Origin of the sequence: Microbispora sp. NPDC088329, assembly GCF_040685655.1 — a bacterium.
Classification (GTDB): domain Bacteria; phylum Actinomycetota; class Actinomycetes; order Streptosporangiales; family Streptosporangiaceae; genus Microbispora.
In genome coordinates this window covers 97,303-114,166 of record NZ_JBFBIP010000006.1, presented here as the reverse complement: position 1 = coordinate 114,166, position 16,864 = coordinate 97,303, and the positions used below count along the sequence as shown (strand labels likewise).

The following is a 16,864-nucleotide window of genomic DNA, read 5'->3' as shown; positions in this document are numbered from 1 at the left end:
GATCGGCGGGCGTTCAACGGCCGTTGATCCGCCACATCGGCTCGACCACGGTCCACTGGGCCTCCCACACCCGGCGGGCCCGGCGCTGGTTGACCAGGCGGGTGCAGGTCACCAGCAGCGCGAGGATCGCGCCGGCGGCCAGCGGCACGCCCGTGCCGACGGTGAGCGCGGCGACCACCGTGGTCTCCCGGTCCTGCGGCCGGGGCGTGATCGCGCCTTTGCCGTCGGTCCAGACGCGCACCGTCTCGCCCGCCTGCCTGCTCGGCGGGACCTCGATGACACCGGCTCTCGCCGTGCCGTCGGGGGCCACCCAGGTGGCCTGGGCGTGCCCGACCGCCGCTCCGGCCACCGACAGCCGGGGCGTCGTCACGTCACCGGTCAGCGTGGCGACGACCTGATGCCGGTTGTGCGCCTGCCGGACCTCGGCTCTCAGGCCGTTGCCGTACTCGCGTATGCCGAGCATCACGCCGGCCACGACCGCGACCACGACTCCCAGCACCGCGGCAAGCCGGACCAGCGCTTCGACCCGGTCGCACCGGCGCCGAAGCGGATTCCTATCAAGTCCCAGCCAGCGGACGAACCTGGCGAATGGCTTCTGCGACATCTCACACCTCACAGGGTCATTACCACTGCGAGTCCCGTTTATGCCTATTTTGCATCCCAAGAGAATCCAGGGGAACGCCTCTCCCGATATGCCTGGACACCTTCGTCCATTTCCCCGCTCTCCCTGGCCTCCCGCTGCCAGGCGCGCACCTCGGTCTCCCCGGCCCGGCCGTCGATGATCTGCTTGGCCGCGGTCAGCGTCAGGCGGGACCGTCCGGCGATCGTGGCGGCCAGGCCGTACACGCGCTCGCGCAGGCTCTCCGGCGGGCAGACCTCGTCGACGAGGCCCGTACGCAACGCCTGATCTGCATCGATGAGCTCGGCCGAGAAGAGCAGCAGCTTCGCGGTGGCGGGCCCGGCGATCTGTGCGAGCCGCCGCGTGGAGCTGAGCGGATAGACGATGCCGAGCTTGGCCGGGGTGACGCCGAAGCGGGCGCCGGAGGCGGCGAGGCGCAGGTCGCAGGCGAGCGCGAGCTGGCATCCGCCGCCGACGCAGTATCCCTCGATCATCGCGATCACGGGTTTGGGAAAGGTCATGAGCGCGTCCTCTGCGACCACGGTGAGACCGGTGTCATCGTCGTTATCGCCAAGCTCATGAATTTCCGAAATATCAGCACCGGAACAGAAAGTCGCACCGGCTCCGGTAAGGATGAGGACGCGTACCTTCATATCGGCGGCCAGGTCCGCCAGGATGCCCGGCAGCGCCCGCCACATCGCGGCGGTCATGGCCCGTGCTCATGGTCGTACTCCCCTCCTCATTCGGCTCCGCGGGCGGCCTCGTCCCTCGGCCCACCGCTCCGCTCACTCCTCGGCTCGCCGCTCATGCGCGTGGCGGGCCGGTCGAGGGTCAGGGTGGCGACGTGCTCGTCGAGGGTCAGTTCGAACCCGTCGGTAGAACGCATCTCTCGATTGTCCAGGTCATCCGCCCGGCTCCCGCGCCAGGGGCCCGGCCGCGACGGCATCGCCCGCGCACCGGGGTGACGCCGCGCGACCGGCCTGCCCGACGGCATCCCGGCTCTTCCCTCAGAATCCCTTTCTGGTGGCATAATCGCCGCGCAGCGGGATGATCCCGTACGCATGACCCCTAGGAGTCTCTGGGTGTTCGGGATCCTCCGGCCGTGTGCCCGCCACTCCTGCCCGTCCGTCCACGAGGCCTGGCGCGCGCACCTGTGCGGGCTGTGCCTGACACTGCGGGACCGGCACGGGCACCTGGCCCGCATGGCGACCAACTACGACGGCCTCATCCTGTCCGTCCTGACCGAGGCGCAGTCGCGGGTTCACTCAGGGGCCCGATCAGGGGCCGGGCCGCGAGCGGGGACGGGGCCGAACCGGCGGTCCGCCGGGCCCTGCGCGCTGCGCGGCTTCCGGCCGGCGCAGGTGCTGCCGTCGGACGACGCGGGCGCCCGGCTGGCCGCCGTGGTCTCGCTGGCCCTCGCCGCGGGCAAGATCCGCGACCACGCGTCCGACGGCGACGGGATCGCGGCCCGGCGCGTGGCCGGCGTCCCGATGCGCGCCACGGCCGCCGCCTGGGCCTCGGCCGCCCGCCGCGGCGCGGAGTCGATCGGATTCGACACGGCCGTCCTGACCGAGGTCTCGGCCCGCCAGGCGCTGCTCGAGGCGTCCCCCGGGCACGCCCTGCTCGACGTCACGGAACCCACCGAGACCGCGGTGGCCGCGGCCTTCGCGCACACGGCCACGCTCGCGGGCCGGCCGGGCAACGCCGAGAGCCTGCGCGAGGCCGGCCGTTTCTTCGGCCGGATCGCCCACCTGATCGACGCGGTCGAGGACCTCGCCGAGGACCGGGCCCGCGGGGCCTACAACCCGCTCGACGCGACCGGCACCTCGCCCGCCGAGGCCCGTCGGGTGTGCGAGGACGCGCTGCACGGGCTGCGCCTCGCCGTGCGCGACCTCGACCTGGAGGAGCGGCACCTGGTCGAGGCGTTGCTGTGCGGCGAGACCCGCCGCGCCGTCGACCGGGCGTTCGGGACACGGGCCCACGGCGCCGCCTGCGCGGCGCGCCGCGCGCCGGCCGGGGACACCTCCCCGGCGCCGTCGGACACCCCGCCCGGCGGCTCCCCCCGGGGTCCCGGCAACCGCCCGGGGCTCGGACTGACGGCGGCGGCCGGGGTGGCGGTCTTCCTGACCTGCGGGCTCTATCGCCCGCCGTGGAGCACCGAGCGGAACGCGCCATGGCACGAACGCTGCTTCTGCGACCAGTGCGACTGCTGCGACTGCTGCGACTGCTGCTCGTCCTGCTCCGACGGAAGCTCGGGCGACGGCGGCTCGGGCGACGGCGGCTGCGGTGACGGATGTTGCTGCGGTGATGGGTGCTGCTGCGACTGCGGTTCCTGACGCCGGACCCCGCCTGCGCGGCGCATCGGCGACCGGGCCGGCCGGAGTGCCGGGCCCCTAGGAAGATCGGCGATATCGTCGTGCCCATGCGGAGATCGCGGCCCCCCTTCCGCCGGCTCACCCCCGCCGAGCGACGGCTGTGGGACGCCTATCCCACCGGCGCCTGGGTCGACCTGCGCCATGGCCGGGCGGTGGACTCCTCCTCCGGCGGCGCGTGGGGCTCGAAAGGCTTGTGGGGCGGCTCACGGGTGGTCCGCGCCGAGGTGATCGCCGCCTTGGTGCTCCACCGGGGCGCCGGCGGATCGCCCTGGGTGCCGGGCGTCCGGCTCGCCGGAGCCCGGATCGTCGGCGACCTCAACCTGTCCGACGCCACGATCGAGGCGAAGCTGCACCTGCTCGACTGCCACATCGCCGGAACGGTCTCGCTCAACGACGCCAGGACCAGGGGCGTACGGCTGCGGCGCTGTGACATCCTGCGCTTCCGAGCCAGCAGGGCCACGATCGACGGGCTGCTCGACCTCGACGGATCGGTCGTCCACGCGGGGGTGCGCCTGGACAACGCCCACGTGACCGGGCAGCTCCGGCTCTCCGGCACGCGCGTGGGCACCCCCGGCGAGGCGCCGTACCGTGAACCGGGGGCGGACCCGGCGGAACCGGGCTCCTGGGGACTGGGTTCCTGGGGACTGGGTTCCCGGGGACTGGGTTCCCGGGGACTGGGTTCCCGGGGACTGAACGGCTGGAACGGGCCGGAGGGATCGGAGGAGCCGCGGACCTGGGAGTCGGTGGCACTGTGGGCCGGCGGGCTCGTGGTGGACGGCAGCGCCTTCCTGCGCGACATGCGGGCCACGGGCGGGCTGCGGCTGATCGGCGCCCGCTTCTCCAGCGGGCTCTATCTCCAGGGCGCCGTCATCACGACGGACGGCACTCCCGCCGTGCACGCCGACCACCTACAGGCCGCCGCGGCCGAACTCGGCGCGGGGTTCACCGCCGACGGGACCGTACGGCTGCGCGGCGCGCGTATCGGCGGGGTCCTGTCGTTCCACGGCGCGGTGCTGCGGGCACCGGGTCGGGTGCTGCACCTGAGCCACATGCAGGCCGACGAGCTCATTCTGCTGCCCGAGTCGATCGAGGGCGAGGTCAACCTCGGCTACTCCCGCCTGGGGGTGCTGTTCGATCGCCCGGAAGGCTACCCGGGCGACGTGCGGCTCAACGGACTGACGTACGAGTCGCTGCGCGGGCCGGCGACCCTGGCGGACCGGCTCTCCTGGCTGCGGCGCGATCCCGGCGGCTACCTGCCCCAGCCGTACGAGCAGCTGGCGGCCTATTACCGGCGGATCGGGCACGAGCCGGACGCGCGGCGGGTGCTGCTGGCCCGGCAGCGGGCCCGGCGGCGGACGCTGCGGCTGCCCGGGCGGCTGTGGGGCCGGCTGCTCGACGGCCTCGTGGGGTACGGCTACCGGCCCTGGCTCGCCGGCCTGTGGGCCGCCCTGCTTCTCGCCACGGGCACGGTGATCTTCACCCAGTGGCCGCCGCATCAGATCGGGCTGGACGAGTCGCGCCACTTCAACGCGTTCGTCTACACGCTCGATCTGCTCGTGCCGGTGAGCGTGTTCGAGCAGCGGGGCGCCTGGGAGCCGGCCGGATGGACCCAGTGGCTGGCGAACGGGCTGGTCGCCGCGGGCTGGATCCTCGCCACCGCGCTCATCGCCGGCGCGAGCAGGCTGCTGCGCCCGTCCAACGCCCCCTGACACCCGCCGCCCGGCTCCCAAGGCCCCAAGCCCCGATGATCAGGCAGGTGATCCGGCGGGGTCAGCGGGCGGGGGTGTCGACGCGCAGGCGGGGAAGGCTCTCGGGGTACTTCTCCCGGATGAACGTCACCAGATGCTCCCGCATGTCGCAGCGCAGGTCGAAGGCGCTGGCCGAGTCGGCCGCGCTCATCAGGGCGCGCAGCTCGACCAGCCCGCCCGGGGTGATGTCGGTGACCTGGAGCGTCCAGTCCTTCTGGTCCCACAGCGGGTTGTCGCGCAGCGCCCGGTAGAGCTCGGCGCGCACCTCCTCGACCGGGACCGACCAGTCCACGCGCAGGTACACGCTGCCGAGGATGCGGCTCTCGTGGCGCGTCCAGTTCTCGAACGGGTTGGTGGTGAAGTAGGACACCGGCAGGATGAGCCGCCGCTCGTCCCACAGGCGCAGCGCCACGTAGGTGAGGGTCAGCTCCTCGATCCGGCCCCACTCGTCCTCCACCACGACCACGTCGTCGAGCCGCAGCGCGTCGCTGAAGGCCAGCTGCAGCCCGGCCAGCATGTTGCCGAGCGTGGACTGGGCCGCGATGCCGCCCACCACACCGGCGATCCCGGCGGAGGCGAGCAGCCCCGCGCCGAGCGCCCGCACCTGCGGGAAGGTGAACAGCATCGCCCCGAGCGCGAGCACCACGACGACCGCCGCCGACACCCGGCGCACCAGCGCGATCTGGGTGCGGATGCGCCGGGCCCTGCGGTTGCGCTCGCCCTCCACCCGCGTGAGCCGGTCGAGGACGACGTCGGTCACCGCGTACGCGGCCTGGATCATCAACCAGGTCACGCAGGCGATCAGCAGCAGCGACAGCACCTGCTGGAAGCCGTGGGAGTCCGACCCCGGCATGTCGGGGTCGTAGGCCGCCTTGACGGTGCCGACCACCGCCGAGGCGAAGCCCGGCCAGGTGCACCGGCGCACGAACGGCCCGGCGAGCGCCCATCGCTCCCCTATCAGGCGTGATTTGAGCACCCGCCGGACCAGTTCCACCGCGGCGATCGCCGTGGCCACCGCGATCGCCAAGGTCGCCCAGTTCCATGCTGCCGCTGTGACGGCGCCCCCTGTCGTCGTCATGGGGTTCCCTTTGCCCTTTATGGGAGCGCCGAAAACAGCGAGATCAGAAGGCTTCGTCGAAGCTGACGTCGCCTTCGACGGCCACCTGGTAAGCCGAGACCCGGCGCTCGAAGAAGTTCGCCAGCTCCTGCACGTCCTGGAACTCCATGAAGGGGAAGGGGTTGTCCGTGCCGTACCGCACGGGCAGGCCGAGCCGGGCGAGCCTGCGGTCGGCGACGTACTCCAGGTAGCGCCGCATGTTGTCGGCGCTCATGACGCCGTGCCCGTCGCCGCACAGGTCGCGGGCGAAGGCGAGCTCGGCGGCGACCGCCTCCTCCATCATCCGCGTCACCTGGGCCGCCAGCTCGGCGTCGAACAGGTCCGGCTCCTCGCGGCGCACGGTGTCCACCACCTCGAAGGCGAACTCCATGTGCATCGACTCGTCGCGGAACACCCAGTTGGTGCCCGTGGCGAGGCCGCCGAGCAGGCCGCGCGAGCGGAACCAGTAGACGTACGCGAAGGCGCCGTAGAAGAACAGTCCCTCGATGCAGGCGGCGAAGCAGATGAGGTTGAGCAGGAAGGCCCGCCGGTCCTCCCGGGTCTCCAGCCGGCTCAGCTCGCTGATCGAGTCGATCCAGCGGAAGCAGAACTCGGCCTTGTCGCGGATCGACGGGATGTGCTCGACGGCGGCGAACGCCTTGACCCGCTCGTCGAGGTCGGGCAGGTAGGTGTCCAGCAGGGTCAGGTAGAACTGGACGTGCACCGCCTCCTCGAACAGCTGGCGGCTCAGGTACAACCGCGCCTCGGGGGCGTTCACGTGCTGGTAGAGGTTCAGCACGAGGTTGTTGGCCACGATCGAGTCGCCGGTCGCGAAGAACGCCACGAGCCGGTTGATCAGGTGCCGCTCCCCCTCGTCCAGGGTCGCGAGGTCGGCGAGATCGGAGGCGAGGTCGACCTCCTCCACCGTCCAGGTGTTCCTGATCGCCGCGCGGTATCTCTCGTAGAACCCGGGGTAGCGCATCGGGCGCAGGGTCAGGTCCATACCGGGGTCGAGCAGCATCGTTCTCATTGGCAGGCCTCGCAGATCTCGGGGTTTTCCAGGGAGCAGGCGACGGCTTCCGCCGGGGCGACCGCGGGCACGGTCGTCTGGGCGATCCTCGTCGCCGGGCGGGAGCGCAGGTAGTAGGTGGTCTTCAGGCCCGACCGCCAGGCGTAGGCGTACATCGAGGAGAGCTTGCCGATGGTGGGGGCGGCCATGAAGAGGTTGAGCGACTGCGACTGGTCGACGTACGGCTGCCGCGCGGCGGCCAGGTCGATGAGGGCCTTCTGCGGAAGCTCCCAGGCGGTGCGGTAGAGCGCCCTGATCTCGTCGGGGATGGTCGTGATGTCCTGGATCGAGCCGTCGTTGAGCTTGATCGCGTCGCGCATCGGCCTGGTCCACAGGCCGAGGGCCTGGAGATCGCGCACGAGATACCGGTTGACCTGGAGGAACTCTCCCGACAGCGTCTCGCGCTTGAAGACGTTGGACACCTGCGGCTCGACGCACTCGTAGCAGCCGGCGATCGAGGCGATCGTGGCCGTCGGCGCGATCGCGACCAGCAGGGAGTTGCGCAGCCCGGTCTCCGCGATCCTGGCCCGCAGCGCGGCCCACTCCTCGGGATGCGCAGGGGCGCACGGGAAGTGGTCGGGGTGCAGCACGCCGCCCGCCGCCCGGGTCTCCTCGTAGGCGGGGTGGCGCCCGCGTTCGACGGCCAGGTCGGCCGAGGTGCCGTACGCCGCGAGCGCGATCTCCTCGGCGATGCGGGTCGACAGCGTGAGCGCCTCGGGCGAGTCGAACGGCAGGCGCAGCGCGAAGAACACGTCGGCGAGGCCCATGACGCCGAGCCCCACGGGCCGCCACCTCCGGTTGGCCGCCTCCGCCTCCGGCGTCGGGTAGAAGCCGAGGTCGATCGTCCGGTCCAGGAACCGCACGGCGGTGCGGACGGTGGCGCGCAGCCTGCCGAAGTCGACGGCGTCACCCTCGGGGGTCAGGTGGGCGGCCAGGTTGACCGAGCCGAGGTTGCACACGGCGGTCTCGCCGTCGCTGGTGACCTCCAGGATCTCGGTGCACAGGTTGGACAGGTGGATGACGTTGCCGGGCAGCGCGGTCTGGTTGGAGGCGCGGTTGGCGGCGTCCTTGAACGTCATCCAGCCGTTGCCGGTCTGGGCGAGGGTGCGCATCATCCGGGCGTACAGGGCCCGGGCGGGCACCTGCCGGACATATCGCCCGGCGGACTCCAGTTCGCGGTAGCGGGCGTCGAACGCCTCGCCCCACAGGTCGGTCAGCTCGGGGACCTCCTTGGGGTCGAACAGCGACCACGTGCCATCCGCCTCGACCCGGCGCATGAACTCGTCGGGCACCCAGTTGGCCAGGTTGAGGTTGTGGGCGCGGCGCGACTCCTCGCCCGTGTTGTCGCGAAGCTCCAGGAACTCCTCGATGTCGGCGTGCCAGGTCTCCAGGTAGACGCAGGCCGCGCCCTTGCGCCTGCCGCCCTGGTTGACCGCCGCCACCGACGCGTCGAGCGTGCGCAGCCACGGCACGATGCCGTTGGACAGGCCGTTGGTGCCCCGGATGAGCGAGCCGCGCGAGCGCACCCGCGTCCAGGCGACGCCGATGCCGCCGGAGTACTTCGACAGCCGCGCCACCTGGCCGTACCGCTCGTAGATGCTCTCCAGCTCGTCGCGCGGCGAGTCGAGCAGGAAGCACGACGACAGCTGCGGCCGGCGGGCGCCCGAATTGAACAGCGTCGGCGAACTGGGCAGGTAGGCCAGGGCGGACATCAGGCCGTACAGCTCGGCCGCCTCCGCCACCGAGGCCGACAGGCCGCAGGCGACCCGCAGCAGGAAGTGCTGCGGGCGTTCCAGCACCCGCCGGGTGACCGGGTGACGCAGCAGGTAGCGGTCGTAGACCGTGCGCAGCCCGAAGTATTCGAAGCGGTCGTCGGCCGCCGGGTCGATCAGCGCGTCGAGCGACTCGGCCTCGTCGGCCACGAACGCGGCGACGACGTCGCCCAGCAGCCCGGCGGCGTGGGCGGCCGCGACCGACTCGGAGAACGTGCGCACCCCCTCGGCCGCCGCCTCCTCCGCGATCAGCCCGTTCAGCAGCCGGGCCGCCCGGCGGGAGTTCTCCGGGTCGGCGATGACCCCGGCCGCCGCCTCCTCGATGGCCTGCCACACGGCCGCCACGTCGCGCGCGCCGTCCGCCCGCGCCAGGCCGGGCGCCGGGTCGGTGATCGTCATCAGATGCCCCCTCCTCGTCGTTCCGTGTCCGGCCGGATCGGAGAAGGGGCATGCCGCGGCGCACGCGCACGGAACAGACGTGCCGTGACGGTGCGGCGAACCCTCCCGCGAGGCCCGGCGCGGGGCGCGCGCCCATGCGCGCGCCGTCACTGGCAGGTCTTCGGACTCGCGGGCGTCCGGCCGGGCTCACGCCCCACCGGTCCTACTGGCCGTCGCTTCCCGGGCGCACCCACGCCCAGTGCTCATACACAGCACAGTGCCATGTGACGGCGGTCGTTCCCGCTCACCGCTGCGGGGCAGTCCCGGATTCGCACCGGGTTCCCTCTTGCCTCACCTAGGTGAACCAGCAACGCGATGGATCCTACATCTTGTGGCCCTGCTCGCAACCGGCCCTACAAGTTGTGTTTTTCAGTGCAATCCGAGATCATTGAGCAGCAGAGCCGTACGGCGCGCCTCGACGGTCAGCCATTGCCGGAAGTCGTCGCCCTCGAGCCACATCGGCGTCCAGTCGTTACGCTCGCACAGGCTCCGCCATCCCGGAGTGCCGGCGACGGCCCGGCACAGATCGAGCAGGGCGTCCCGCCCGGGCGTGCCAGGCGGAGCGATCAGCCCGGTCCAGTCGGCGTACACGATCCGTACGCCCGACTCCGACAGCGTCGGCGCGTCCACTCCGGGCAGCCGCTCGGCGGAGGAGACGGCGAGGGGCCGCAGCCGTCCGGCGCGCACGTGGGGGGCGACCTCGCGCCTGCCGCCGAACCCGAGAGCGATCCGCCCGTCGAGGACCGCGGCGACGGCCTGCGCCCTGGTGTCGAACGCGACGTAGTGGAGCAGGCGCGGGTCGGCTCCCAGGCCCCGCGCGGTCAGGCCGAGCAGCAGGTGCTCCGGACCTCGGTCGGCGCCGCCGCCCACTGCGGGCCCGCCGGGGTCGCGCAGCAGAGCGGCGGCGAAATGCTCGAAGGTGCGGTAGCCCGAGTCGGGAGAGGCGACCAGCACCTCCCACTCCCCCGCCAGCCGAGCGAGCGGGACGGCCCTCGTGACCAGGAGCGGGTCACGGGTCAGCGCGCAGGCGGCGAGCAGCGCCGGGTCGGCGATCACCAGATCGGTCCGCGGCCCGCCCGGCCGGGCGAGCAACTGCCCGCCGTCACCGGTCTCCCGCCTGATCCGTACGGCCCGGGCCCAGCGGCGCCCCTCGATGAGCGCCTTGAACCCGGCGGCGACGCCGTCTCCGCATCCTCCGGGCGGCCCGGGGACCGCGAGAGAGAGCTCCCTCCGGTACGGCGGCGCCTGGACGCCGCACGCGCCCGCGAGGGCCAGGGCTCCCAGCGCGAGGACCGTACGGCGTCGCATGTCGGCACCCTCCTACTCGAAGAGCCCCTTACACGCACAGACTATGAGTAACTACACCATGTCACCACATAACGGACGTTACGGCTGCGGCGATCGGTAGGCGAGCCGCGGCGGTGGCCTGCGGGAGCACAAGGGCCCTGCCGCTTGCTGCCAGAGGACGTGGACATGCGGGAGGGCGGTAGCAGGAAGCTGCAATCACCGGGCAACATGCTGCCGCCGAATTGCCTGGTTCCGGGGCTGAAGGCACAGTTGATTGTGCGAGGACGAAACAGCCCACGGAGAAGCCCGCGCCTCGCGCTCACACCCCTACCCTGTCCGGATGGGCACCGACATCTACGGATTCATAGAGATGCGTCACCCGCACGCCGACGAGGACTGGTACGAGGGAGACGCGTGGAGCGTTTCCCTGCCTCTTTACCCGCTCTATGGCGTCAATGACTACGCGTCGCTCGGTTGCCTCTTCGGCATTCGCAACCGGCTTGACTGGGCCCCTGTCGCTGCCGGCCGTGGCCTGCCGACGGACGTTTCGGGACCCGTCCGTACCCACTATGAGAACTGCGCGCGGTTGGATGCCGCCATTCATGGCAGCACGTGGGTCTCATGGGCGGAGCTTCGTGATCTGGACATGACCGTCCGCCCTGCCGCCCGAGGAGTGCTCGATGTGCACTCGGAAGGCGGCTACTCGATCACGCGGTATCGGATCGACGACCGGTGGCCCGATGAGGTCGTCGAGCGGTACGGCATGCCGCCCTTGGGCATCTCGCCCGTTGGGGCCCCCGCGGGCCGCTGGGAGATCTCGGGACAGACCCTCGAGTACGGCCCGGTGACGCGACTGGACGTGCTGGGACCGGGCACCGGGTGGGAGCACGTCTTCGCGGTGATGCGGGCGCTGGCGCAGCGGTTCGGGCCCGAAGGCGTGCGTCTGGTCGTCTGGTTCGACTGAGGGCGTCGTCCCGCTTTCGGGCGGGTTCCGCTTGCTGTCAGGGGCGCGGGCACGCAGGACGCGATCGTCTCGCCGCCACTATTGGAATCGGCGGGATGCAGGCCGCGGCGGGCGGCACCACTTGGGAGGCCCCAAGAGTTCGTCAACCCGGCACCCGTACAAGACCGCGGCGCCCCTTCACCGGCTCGTCACGCCGCGCCGGACTCCGCCGGCCCTCCCCTTCCCCTCACTTGCCGAGCAGGGCGTCGCCTATGAGTTGGACGGCGTATCCGATCACCGCGCCAAGGAGCAACTGGGCCCACTGCGTCCGGTTGAGACGCGCCTGGAGAAGGTTCACCAGCTCCTCCAGCTCGGTCCGCTGCGGCGCCGACTCGGGCTACTGCTGCCGGGCGATCTGCCGTACGCGCCCGAACTGCTCACGGCTCCGGCGTGCGGCCCGCACCAGGGTGAACACGAGTACGGCGACGACGGGCAGCGCCATCACGAAGTAGGTCACATGCATACCCGTACATCGGCGCCGGGCCGCCCGGCATTGCGCCGAACCCCGGACCGTACTGCTCGCGCCGACGCGCGGCGCGAGCAGTACGGGAGGAAGGGGTTCTACTCGACCGTCACGCTCTTGGCGAGGTTGCGCGGGCGGTCGACGTCGCGGTCCAAAGCGACGGCGGCGTGGTAGGCGAACAGCTGCAGCGGGATCGTCAGCAGGATGGGGTCGAGCTCGACCTCGTTCTTGGGCACCACGATGCAGTCGTCGGCCGCCTCGGAGGTGCGGTGGCCGACCATGAGGATGCGCCCGTGCCGGGCCCGGATCTCGCCCAGCGTGGTGAGGTTCTTGTCCAGCAGCTCGTCGTCGGGGACGATCGCGACGGTCGGCAGCTCGGGGCTGATCAGCGCGAGCGGGCCGTGCTTGAGCTCGCTCGCCGGATACGCCTCGGCGTGGACGTAGGAGATCTCCTTGAGCTTCTGGGCGCCCTCGCGGGCCACCGGGTAGCCGCGCACCCGGCCGACGAACATCATGCCGGGCGCGTCGGCGTACTTCTTGGCCAGCTCCTTGATCCGATCCTCCAGCGTGAGGATCTCCTCGATCTGCTCGGGCAGCCGGCGCAGGCCCTCGCAGATCCTGCGGCCGTCGGCCGGCGACAGGTCGCGTACGCGGCCGAGATGCAGGGCGAGCAGCGCGAACGCCACGGCCGTCGAGGTGAACGCCTTGGTGGAGGCCACCGAGACCTCGGGACCGGCGTGCAGGTAGATGCCGCCGTCGGTCTCCCTGGCGATGGCGCTGCCGACGGTGTTGACGATGCCGAGCACCCGGCCGCCCTTGCGCTTGAGCTCCTGCACGGCGGCGAGGGTGTCGTACGTCTCGCCCGACTGGCTGATCGCGACGTACAGGGTGTCGGGCTCGACGACGGGGCTGCGGTAGCGGAACTCCGACGCCGGCTCGGCGTCGGCGGGGATGCGGGCCAGCTCCTCGATGAGCTGCGCGCCCATCTGGCCGGAGTAGTACGCGGACCCGCAGCCGATGATCTTCACGCGACGGAACGAGCGGGTCTCGCGGGCGTCCATGTTGAGGCCGCCGAGGTGGGCGATGTGGAACCGGTCGTCCATCCGGCCGCGCAACGTGCGGGCGACCGTTTCGGGCTGTTCGGAGATCTCCTTGAGCAGGTAGTGCTCGTAGCCGCCGTTGTCGTAGTGGCCGGCGTCCCAGTCGACCGTGAACGGCTCCTTGGCCGTCTCCCTCGCGTCGCTGGTGAACGTGGTGAACCCGTCGGCCTTGATGACCGCGAGCTCGCCGTCCTCCAGGTGGACGACCTGCCGGGTGTAGCGGATGAGCGCGGCGACGTCGGAGGCGGCGAACATCTCCTTCTCGCCGAGGCCGAGCACGATCGGGCTGCCGTTGCGGGCCACCACGATCTCCCCGGGGCGCTGCGCGTCGACGACGGCGATGCCGTACGTGCCGACCACGCTCTTCAGTGCCCGCAGGACGGCCTCCCGCAGCGAGTCGGTGTCCTTGACCATGCGCCCGATGAGGTGCGAGAGCACCTCGCTGTCGGTCTCGCTTTCGAACTTCACGCCCTCGCCTTCGAGGCGGCGGCGCAGCTCGTCGGCGTTCTCGATGATGCCGTTGTGCACGACGGCGATCCGCTGCTCCTGGTCGAGGTGCGGGTGCGCGTTCACGTCACTGGGCGCGCCGTGCGTGGCCCACCGGGTGTGCCCGATGCCGATCGTGCCCTTGAACTTCGCGGGTACCGCCGCCGCCAGGTCGGCGACCCTGCCCTTGACCTTGCGCGTCCTGAGGCTCTTGGCGTTCACGACGGCGAGGCCGGCCGAGTCGTAGCCGCGGTACTCCAGCCGCTGGAGACCTTCGAGCAGGATGGGCGCCGCATCCTTCGGCCCGACATAAGCGACGATTCCGCACATAACCGCTCCTATCCGTAAACGATCCGCCGGAGTTGGCGCAGGGTCAGCTCCGGTGCCGCGACACGCCTTCCCGCGAGCTCGGCGGAGATCCTGGGGAAGATCTGGTCGTTGGTCAGCCCCCTCGACTTGAGTTCGCCGTGGCGGCGCCGCACGTACTCTTCCGCGGGCTCGCCGAAGTACGCCAGAACGTCGGCCACCACGCGGGCCGCCTCACCCGGCCCCAGCGACGTGGTCCGGGTGAGGTGGCCGATCAGGTCCTCGAAGGGATGCCGTGCCGTGGACACAGAGCAGGACCCTAACGCAATGCAGATGCCGACTAACAAGTTTCCTGCCCGTTTTCGGGCAGGATCAAGCCGGAGACGCCCCCTGGCCCCCTCCCCGGTCTCCCGGTCGCCGGCGATTCGCCCGCCGCACGGACGCCCGGAGCGCCCCACGTCGCTCTCGCCGGGAGTGCTGCTCGCTTCGGGCGCGTGGGTGGCGGCCGCTATCGTCTGCGCATCAGCAGGCGGCCCTGGCGGAACCGCTCGCCCTCCAGAGGCTCACGGAGCATCCGTCCGATCTCGGTGAAACCCGCCTCGCGGGCCAGCCCGGCGAGGTCGTCGATCGGCCATCGGTACGCCGGCGCCGCCTTGTGGTCGAATTCCGACACCGGATCGCCCTCGGATTCGTAGAAGCCGAGCAGGAGGTGCCCGCCGGGGGCCAGGACGCGGCGGAACTCGGCGAAGTACGGCGGCAGTTCCCGCGGCGGGGTGTGGATTACCGAGTACCAGGACAGGATGCCGCCCAGCTCGCCGTCGCCGAGGTCCAGCGCGTCCATGGATCCGAGCTCGAAGCGCAGATCGGGATAGGCCTCGCGGGCGATCTCGATCATCTTGGGCGACAGGTCGACGCCGAAGACGTCCAGTCCCAGGTCTCGCAGGTGCGCCGTCACGGCGCCGGGGCCGCATCCCAGCTCGGCCACGGGCCCGGAGCCGGCGGCCCGTACGGACTCGGCGAACGCGGCGAGCAGCGCGCGGTCCAGCGGCAGGCGGTCGAGCACGTCCCGGAAGAGCTCGGCGTAGAGGACGGCGACGGCGTCGTACGCCTCAGCCGTCGCGGTGAGATAGGGAGGGGTTTCGGTCATGCCGGACGACTGTAGTGTCCCTCCCGCCGATCTTCGCCCCGTCGCGGCCTCATCCTGCGCACGGCCTCCGCCGCGGGTCAACGTCCCGCCCCACTTCGGTCACGCGGCGCGTCGGGCCACGGGATCGGCGGCAGTTGGCACCGGCACCCCCCGGGATCCGCTAGAGTAAGTGACGCGTCGCCGGGGAAAACCCCGAGCGATGGCTGCGGAAGTGGCTCAGTGGTAGAGCATCACCTTGCCAAGGTGAGGGTCGCGGGTTCGAATCCCGTCTTCCGCTCGGAGCCCGGACGGCATCCGGGCACGGACGATTAGCTCAGCGGGAGAGCGCTTCCCTGACACGGAAGAGGTCACTGGTTCAATCCCAGTATCGTCCACCATGATTCGAAGGCCGGATTCCCGATCGAGGAGGTCCGGCCTTCGGCATTTCCACTGCCGGCCCCAGGCGCCGAGTCGATCACACCGGAGGACGGCGCGTCCGTGAACGAGACGGTTCGCGCCCTGCTGACGGAGATCCTGGACGAGGGCCTGGACGACTGGGTCACCCTGGGTCACGTCGTTCATCGCTCAGCGGTTCTGTCCCGCGGGACAGCGGCCGAATCGAGAAGAGTGGCGCTGACCGCCATGCGAACGCTTCTCGCCCGAGGACTGGCCGTCGCCGGAAACATCGGCGACTCGGGATTCGAGGCCTGGGCCCTGGAGCCAGAAGACGCTTTCGCGCGGATCACCGGCGAATGCGAGAAACGCGGCTGGACGCTCGGACTGACGGATGTCTGGCTCGCCAACACCGATGAGGGCGACCGCGTGGCCCGCTCGACGAAGGCGGGGGGAGCGGTCATACCGCACCGTTTGATCCGCTGATGTCGCGCCCCGGTCACCGCGGAGCCCGACAACCATTCGGTATACCACCGGGCATGGCGTGATTCATCTCGATATTAGGCCCTGGCCCTCCACGTCGGCGCCGGCCGCTCATTGCGACCGGCGCCGCCGGAGAAATCGCGGCACGGCGCCCGCCTCACCGGCAAAGCGTTCCCGCCGCCACCGGCACGCCCCCGCCATGAGCACCGGTATCACGATCGGCGCGGCCGGTCCCCACCGGCCTCCAGCACCGAGATAATCTTCTACCAATTTCCCCCGTGCCCACACAATCTATTTCGTCCGAAATCATACTGGGCACGTCTAGATTTCCTCTTAATGACGGGCTTTGTCGCCATTTTCCGCACGCAGCGGATGCCATGAACGGCAGGCGGCCGGGCCGTGTCCGCGACCGGAGGAACTACCAGGACGGGACGACCAGAACCTGCGGCGCGGCCCGGTGCATCCGGGTACGCAGCCAGAGCAGCTGCAGGGCCGTCTCGGGGGCGCAATGGCGGGCGAGGCCGAGCAGATCGTCGTCCCTGAGCCCGCGGGCGGCCTGCGCGACCACGCTCCAGGACAGGTCGCACTCGGTGGCGAGGAGGTACAGCCCGTGCAGGTCCCGCAGAAGCGCGAGACCCCCGCCGCCGTCCCCGCCCCCGGGCGTCACGGGCGGGAGCCGCGCCGCCCCGGAGGCCGCGCCCTCGACGCTCCCCCTCTCCCGTTCCGGGGCCCCGCGAACCACCCGCCGCAGGTCGGCCGTATCCAGGCCCGCCGCGTCGAACCCCCCGCCGCCGAACCCCCCGCCGTTGAACCCCCCGGCATCGAAACCGGCGCCGTCGAAAGCCACGCTGTCGAACCCGCCGGCGTCGAATCCCGCGGTCTCCAGGCGCGGCGCCCCCGGGACCGGCGGTCTCACCCCGGGCGACCCAGGCTCGGCGGGACGTGGCTCCCCTGCTCTCGACCACGCGAGACGCGGATCGCGGGGGCTCGGCTCGCGGGGACCGGGCTCGCGGGGACCGGGCTCGCGGGGACCGGGCTCGCGGGGACCGGGCTCGCGGGGACCGGGCTCGCGGGGACCGGGCTCGCGGGGACCGGGCTCG

Annotated in this window: 15 protein-coding genes, 2 tRNA genes, 1 pseudogene and 1 riboswitch; of the genes and pseudogenes, 6 read left to right on the top strand and 12 right to left on the bottom strand. The window is 71.4% G+C overall.

What is annotated here, in order from left to right:
- Window positions 1–13 precede the first annotated feature (13 nt).
- From AB0O28_RS14425 to AB0O28_RS14415, 3 genes are read right to left on the bottom strand one after another with little or no spacing between them, the layout of a single operon-like run.
- Window positions 14–604, bottom strand: coding sequence for a hypothetical protein (locus tag AB0O28_RS14425; RefSeq protein ID WP_363640037.1), 591 nt, complete (start codon window positions 602–604; stop codon window positions 14–16).
- Window positions 605–648: 44 nt separating this feature from the next.
- Complete coding sequence (locus tag AB0O28_RS14420; protein WP_363640035.1) at window positions 649–1,329, bottom strand: enoyl-CoA hydratase-related protein; 681 nt, start codon at window positions 1,327–1,329, stop codon at window positions 649–651.
- 29 nt (window positions 1,330–1,358) lie between these two features.
- Window positions 1,359–1,505: a hypothetical protein gene (locus tag AB0O28_RS14415; protein ID WP_363640033.1), complete on the bottom strand. Its 147-nt coding sequence runs from the start codon at window positions 1,503–1,505 to the stop codon at window positions 1,359–1,361.
- Window positions 1,506–1,701: 196 nt separating this feature from the next.
- Here AB0O28_RS14415 and AB0O28_RS14410 point away from each other — a divergent pair, with 196 nt between their 5' ends.
- Both AB0O28_RS14410 and AB0O28_RS14405 read left to right on the top strand, forming a co-directional pair.
- Window positions 1,702–2,955, top strand: coding sequence for a DUF5685 family protein (locus AB0O28_RS14410; protein ID WP_363640031.1), 1,254 nt, complete (start codon window positions 1,702–1,704; stop codon window positions 2,953–2,955).
- An 86-nt stretch (window positions 2,956–3,041) separates the two neighbouring features.
- On the top strand, window positions 3,042–4,703 hold the full coding sequence (locus AB0O28_RS14405) for a hypothetical protein (RefSeq protein ID WP_363640029.1): 1,662 nt from the start codon (window positions 3,042–3,044) through the stop codon (window positions 4,701–4,703).
- 61 nt (window positions 4,704–4,764) lie between these two features.
- Here AB0O28_RS14405 and AB0O28_RS14400 read toward each other — a convergent pair whose 3' ends face one another.
- The 4 genes from AB0O28_RS14400 to AB0O28_RS14385 all read right to left on the bottom strand — a co-directional run bounded on the left by AB0O28_RS14400 (window position 4,765) and on the right by AB0O28_RS14385 (window position 10,425).
- A complete protein-coding gene (locus AB0O28_RS14400; RefSeq protein ID WP_363640027.1) occupies window positions 4,765–5,820 on the bottom strand; it encodes a mechanosensitive ion channel domain-containing protein in 1,056 nt (351 codons plus the stop codon).
- 43 nt (window positions 5,821–5,863) lie between these two features.
- Window positions 5,864–6,868 (bottom strand): ribonucleotide-diphosphate reductase subunit beta, encoded by a 1,005-nt coding sequence (locus AB0O28_RS14395; protein ID WP_363640025.1) that lies wholly within the window; start codon window positions 6,866–6,868, stop codon window positions 5,864–5,866.
- On the bottom strand, window positions 6,865–9,078 hold the full coding sequence (locus tag AB0O28_RS14390) for a ribonucleoside-diphosphate reductase subunit alpha (protein WP_363640023.1): 2,214 nt from the start codon (window positions 9,076–9,078) through the stop codon (window positions 6,865–6,867). Before AB0O28_RS14390 ends, AB0O28_RS14395 begins: the two co-directional genes overlap by 4 nt.
- Before the next feature lie 133 nt (window positions 9,079–9,211).
- A riboswitch (cobalamin riboswitch) is annotated at window positions 9,212–9,441 on the bottom strand.
- Window positions 9,442–9,486: 45 nt separating this feature from the next.
- Window positions 9,487–10,425, bottom strand: a complete 939-nt coding sequence (locus AB0O28_RS14385; protein WP_363640021.1) for a tripartite tricarboxylate transporter substrate-binding protein — start codon at window positions 10,423–10,425, stop codon at window positions 9,487–9,489.
- A gap of 319 nt (window positions 10,426–10,744) precedes the next feature.
- Here AB0O28_RS14385 and AB0O28_RS14380 point away from each other — a divergent pair, with 319 nt between their 5' ends.
- On the top strand, window positions 10,745–11,368 hold the full coding sequence (locus AB0O28_RS14380; RefSeq protein WP_363640019.1) for a hypothetical protein: 624 nt from the start codon (window positions 10,745–10,747) through the stop codon (window positions 11,366–11,368).
- Between the two features lie 376 nt (window positions 11,369–11,744).
- On the opposite strand, the gene AB0O28_RS14375 is transcribed toward AB0O28_RS14380, so the two are convergent.
- From AB0O28_RS14375 to AB0O28_RS14360, 4 genes are all read right to left on the bottom strand, one after another.
- A complete protein-coding gene (locus AB0O28_RS14375) occupies window positions 11,745–11,870 on the bottom strand; it encodes a hypothetical protein (protein ID WP_363640017.1) in 126 nt (41 codons plus the stop codon).
- Window positions 11,871–11,968: 98 nt separating this feature from the next.
- A complete protein-coding gene (glmS, locus tag AB0O28_RS14370) occupies window positions 11,969–13,786 on the bottom strand; it encodes a glutamine--fructose-6-phosphate transaminase (isomerizing) (RefSeq protein WP_363640015.1) in 1,818 nt (605 codons plus the stop codon).
- Window positions 13,787–13,794: 8 nt separating this feature from the next.
- Window positions 13,795–14,070, bottom strand: a complete 276-nt coding sequence (locus AB0O28_RS14365; RefSeq protein WP_030505148.1) for a hypothetical protein — start codon at window positions 14,068–14,070, stop codon at window positions 13,795–13,797.
- Window positions 14,071–14,270: 200 nt separating this feature from the next.
- On the bottom strand, window positions 14,271–14,909 hold the full coding sequence (locus AB0O28_RS14360; RefSeq protein ID WP_363640013.1) for a class I SAM-dependent methyltransferase: 639 nt from the start codon (window positions 14,907–14,909) through the stop codon (window positions 14,271–14,273).
- Between the two features lie 205 nt (window positions 14,910–15,114).
- Here AB0O28_RS14360 and AB0O28_RS14355 point away from each other — a divergent pair.
- From AB0O28_RS14355 to AB0O28_RS14345, 3 genes are all read left to right on the top strand, one after another.
- Window positions 15,115–15,186: transfer RNA gene (locus AB0O28_RS14355), tRNA-Gly, on the top strand.
- A 25-nt stretch (window positions 15,187–15,211) separates the two neighbouring features.
- A tRNA-Val gene (locus AB0O28_RS14350) sits at window positions 15,212–15,286 on the top strand.
- 100 nt (window positions 15,287–15,386) lie between these two features.
- Window positions 15,387–15,767, top strand: a complete 381-nt coding sequence (locus AB0O28_RS14345; RefSeq protein ID WP_363640011.1) for a hypothetical protein — start codon at window positions 15,387–15,389, stop codon at window positions 15,765–15,767.
- Between the two features lie 415 nt (window positions 15,768–16,182).
- On the opposite strand, the pseudogene AB0O28_RS14340 reads toward AB0O28_RS14345, so the two are convergent.
- Window positions 16,183–16,864: pseudogene (locus AB0O28_RS14340) on the bottom strand (hypothetical protein); the annotation flags it as partial.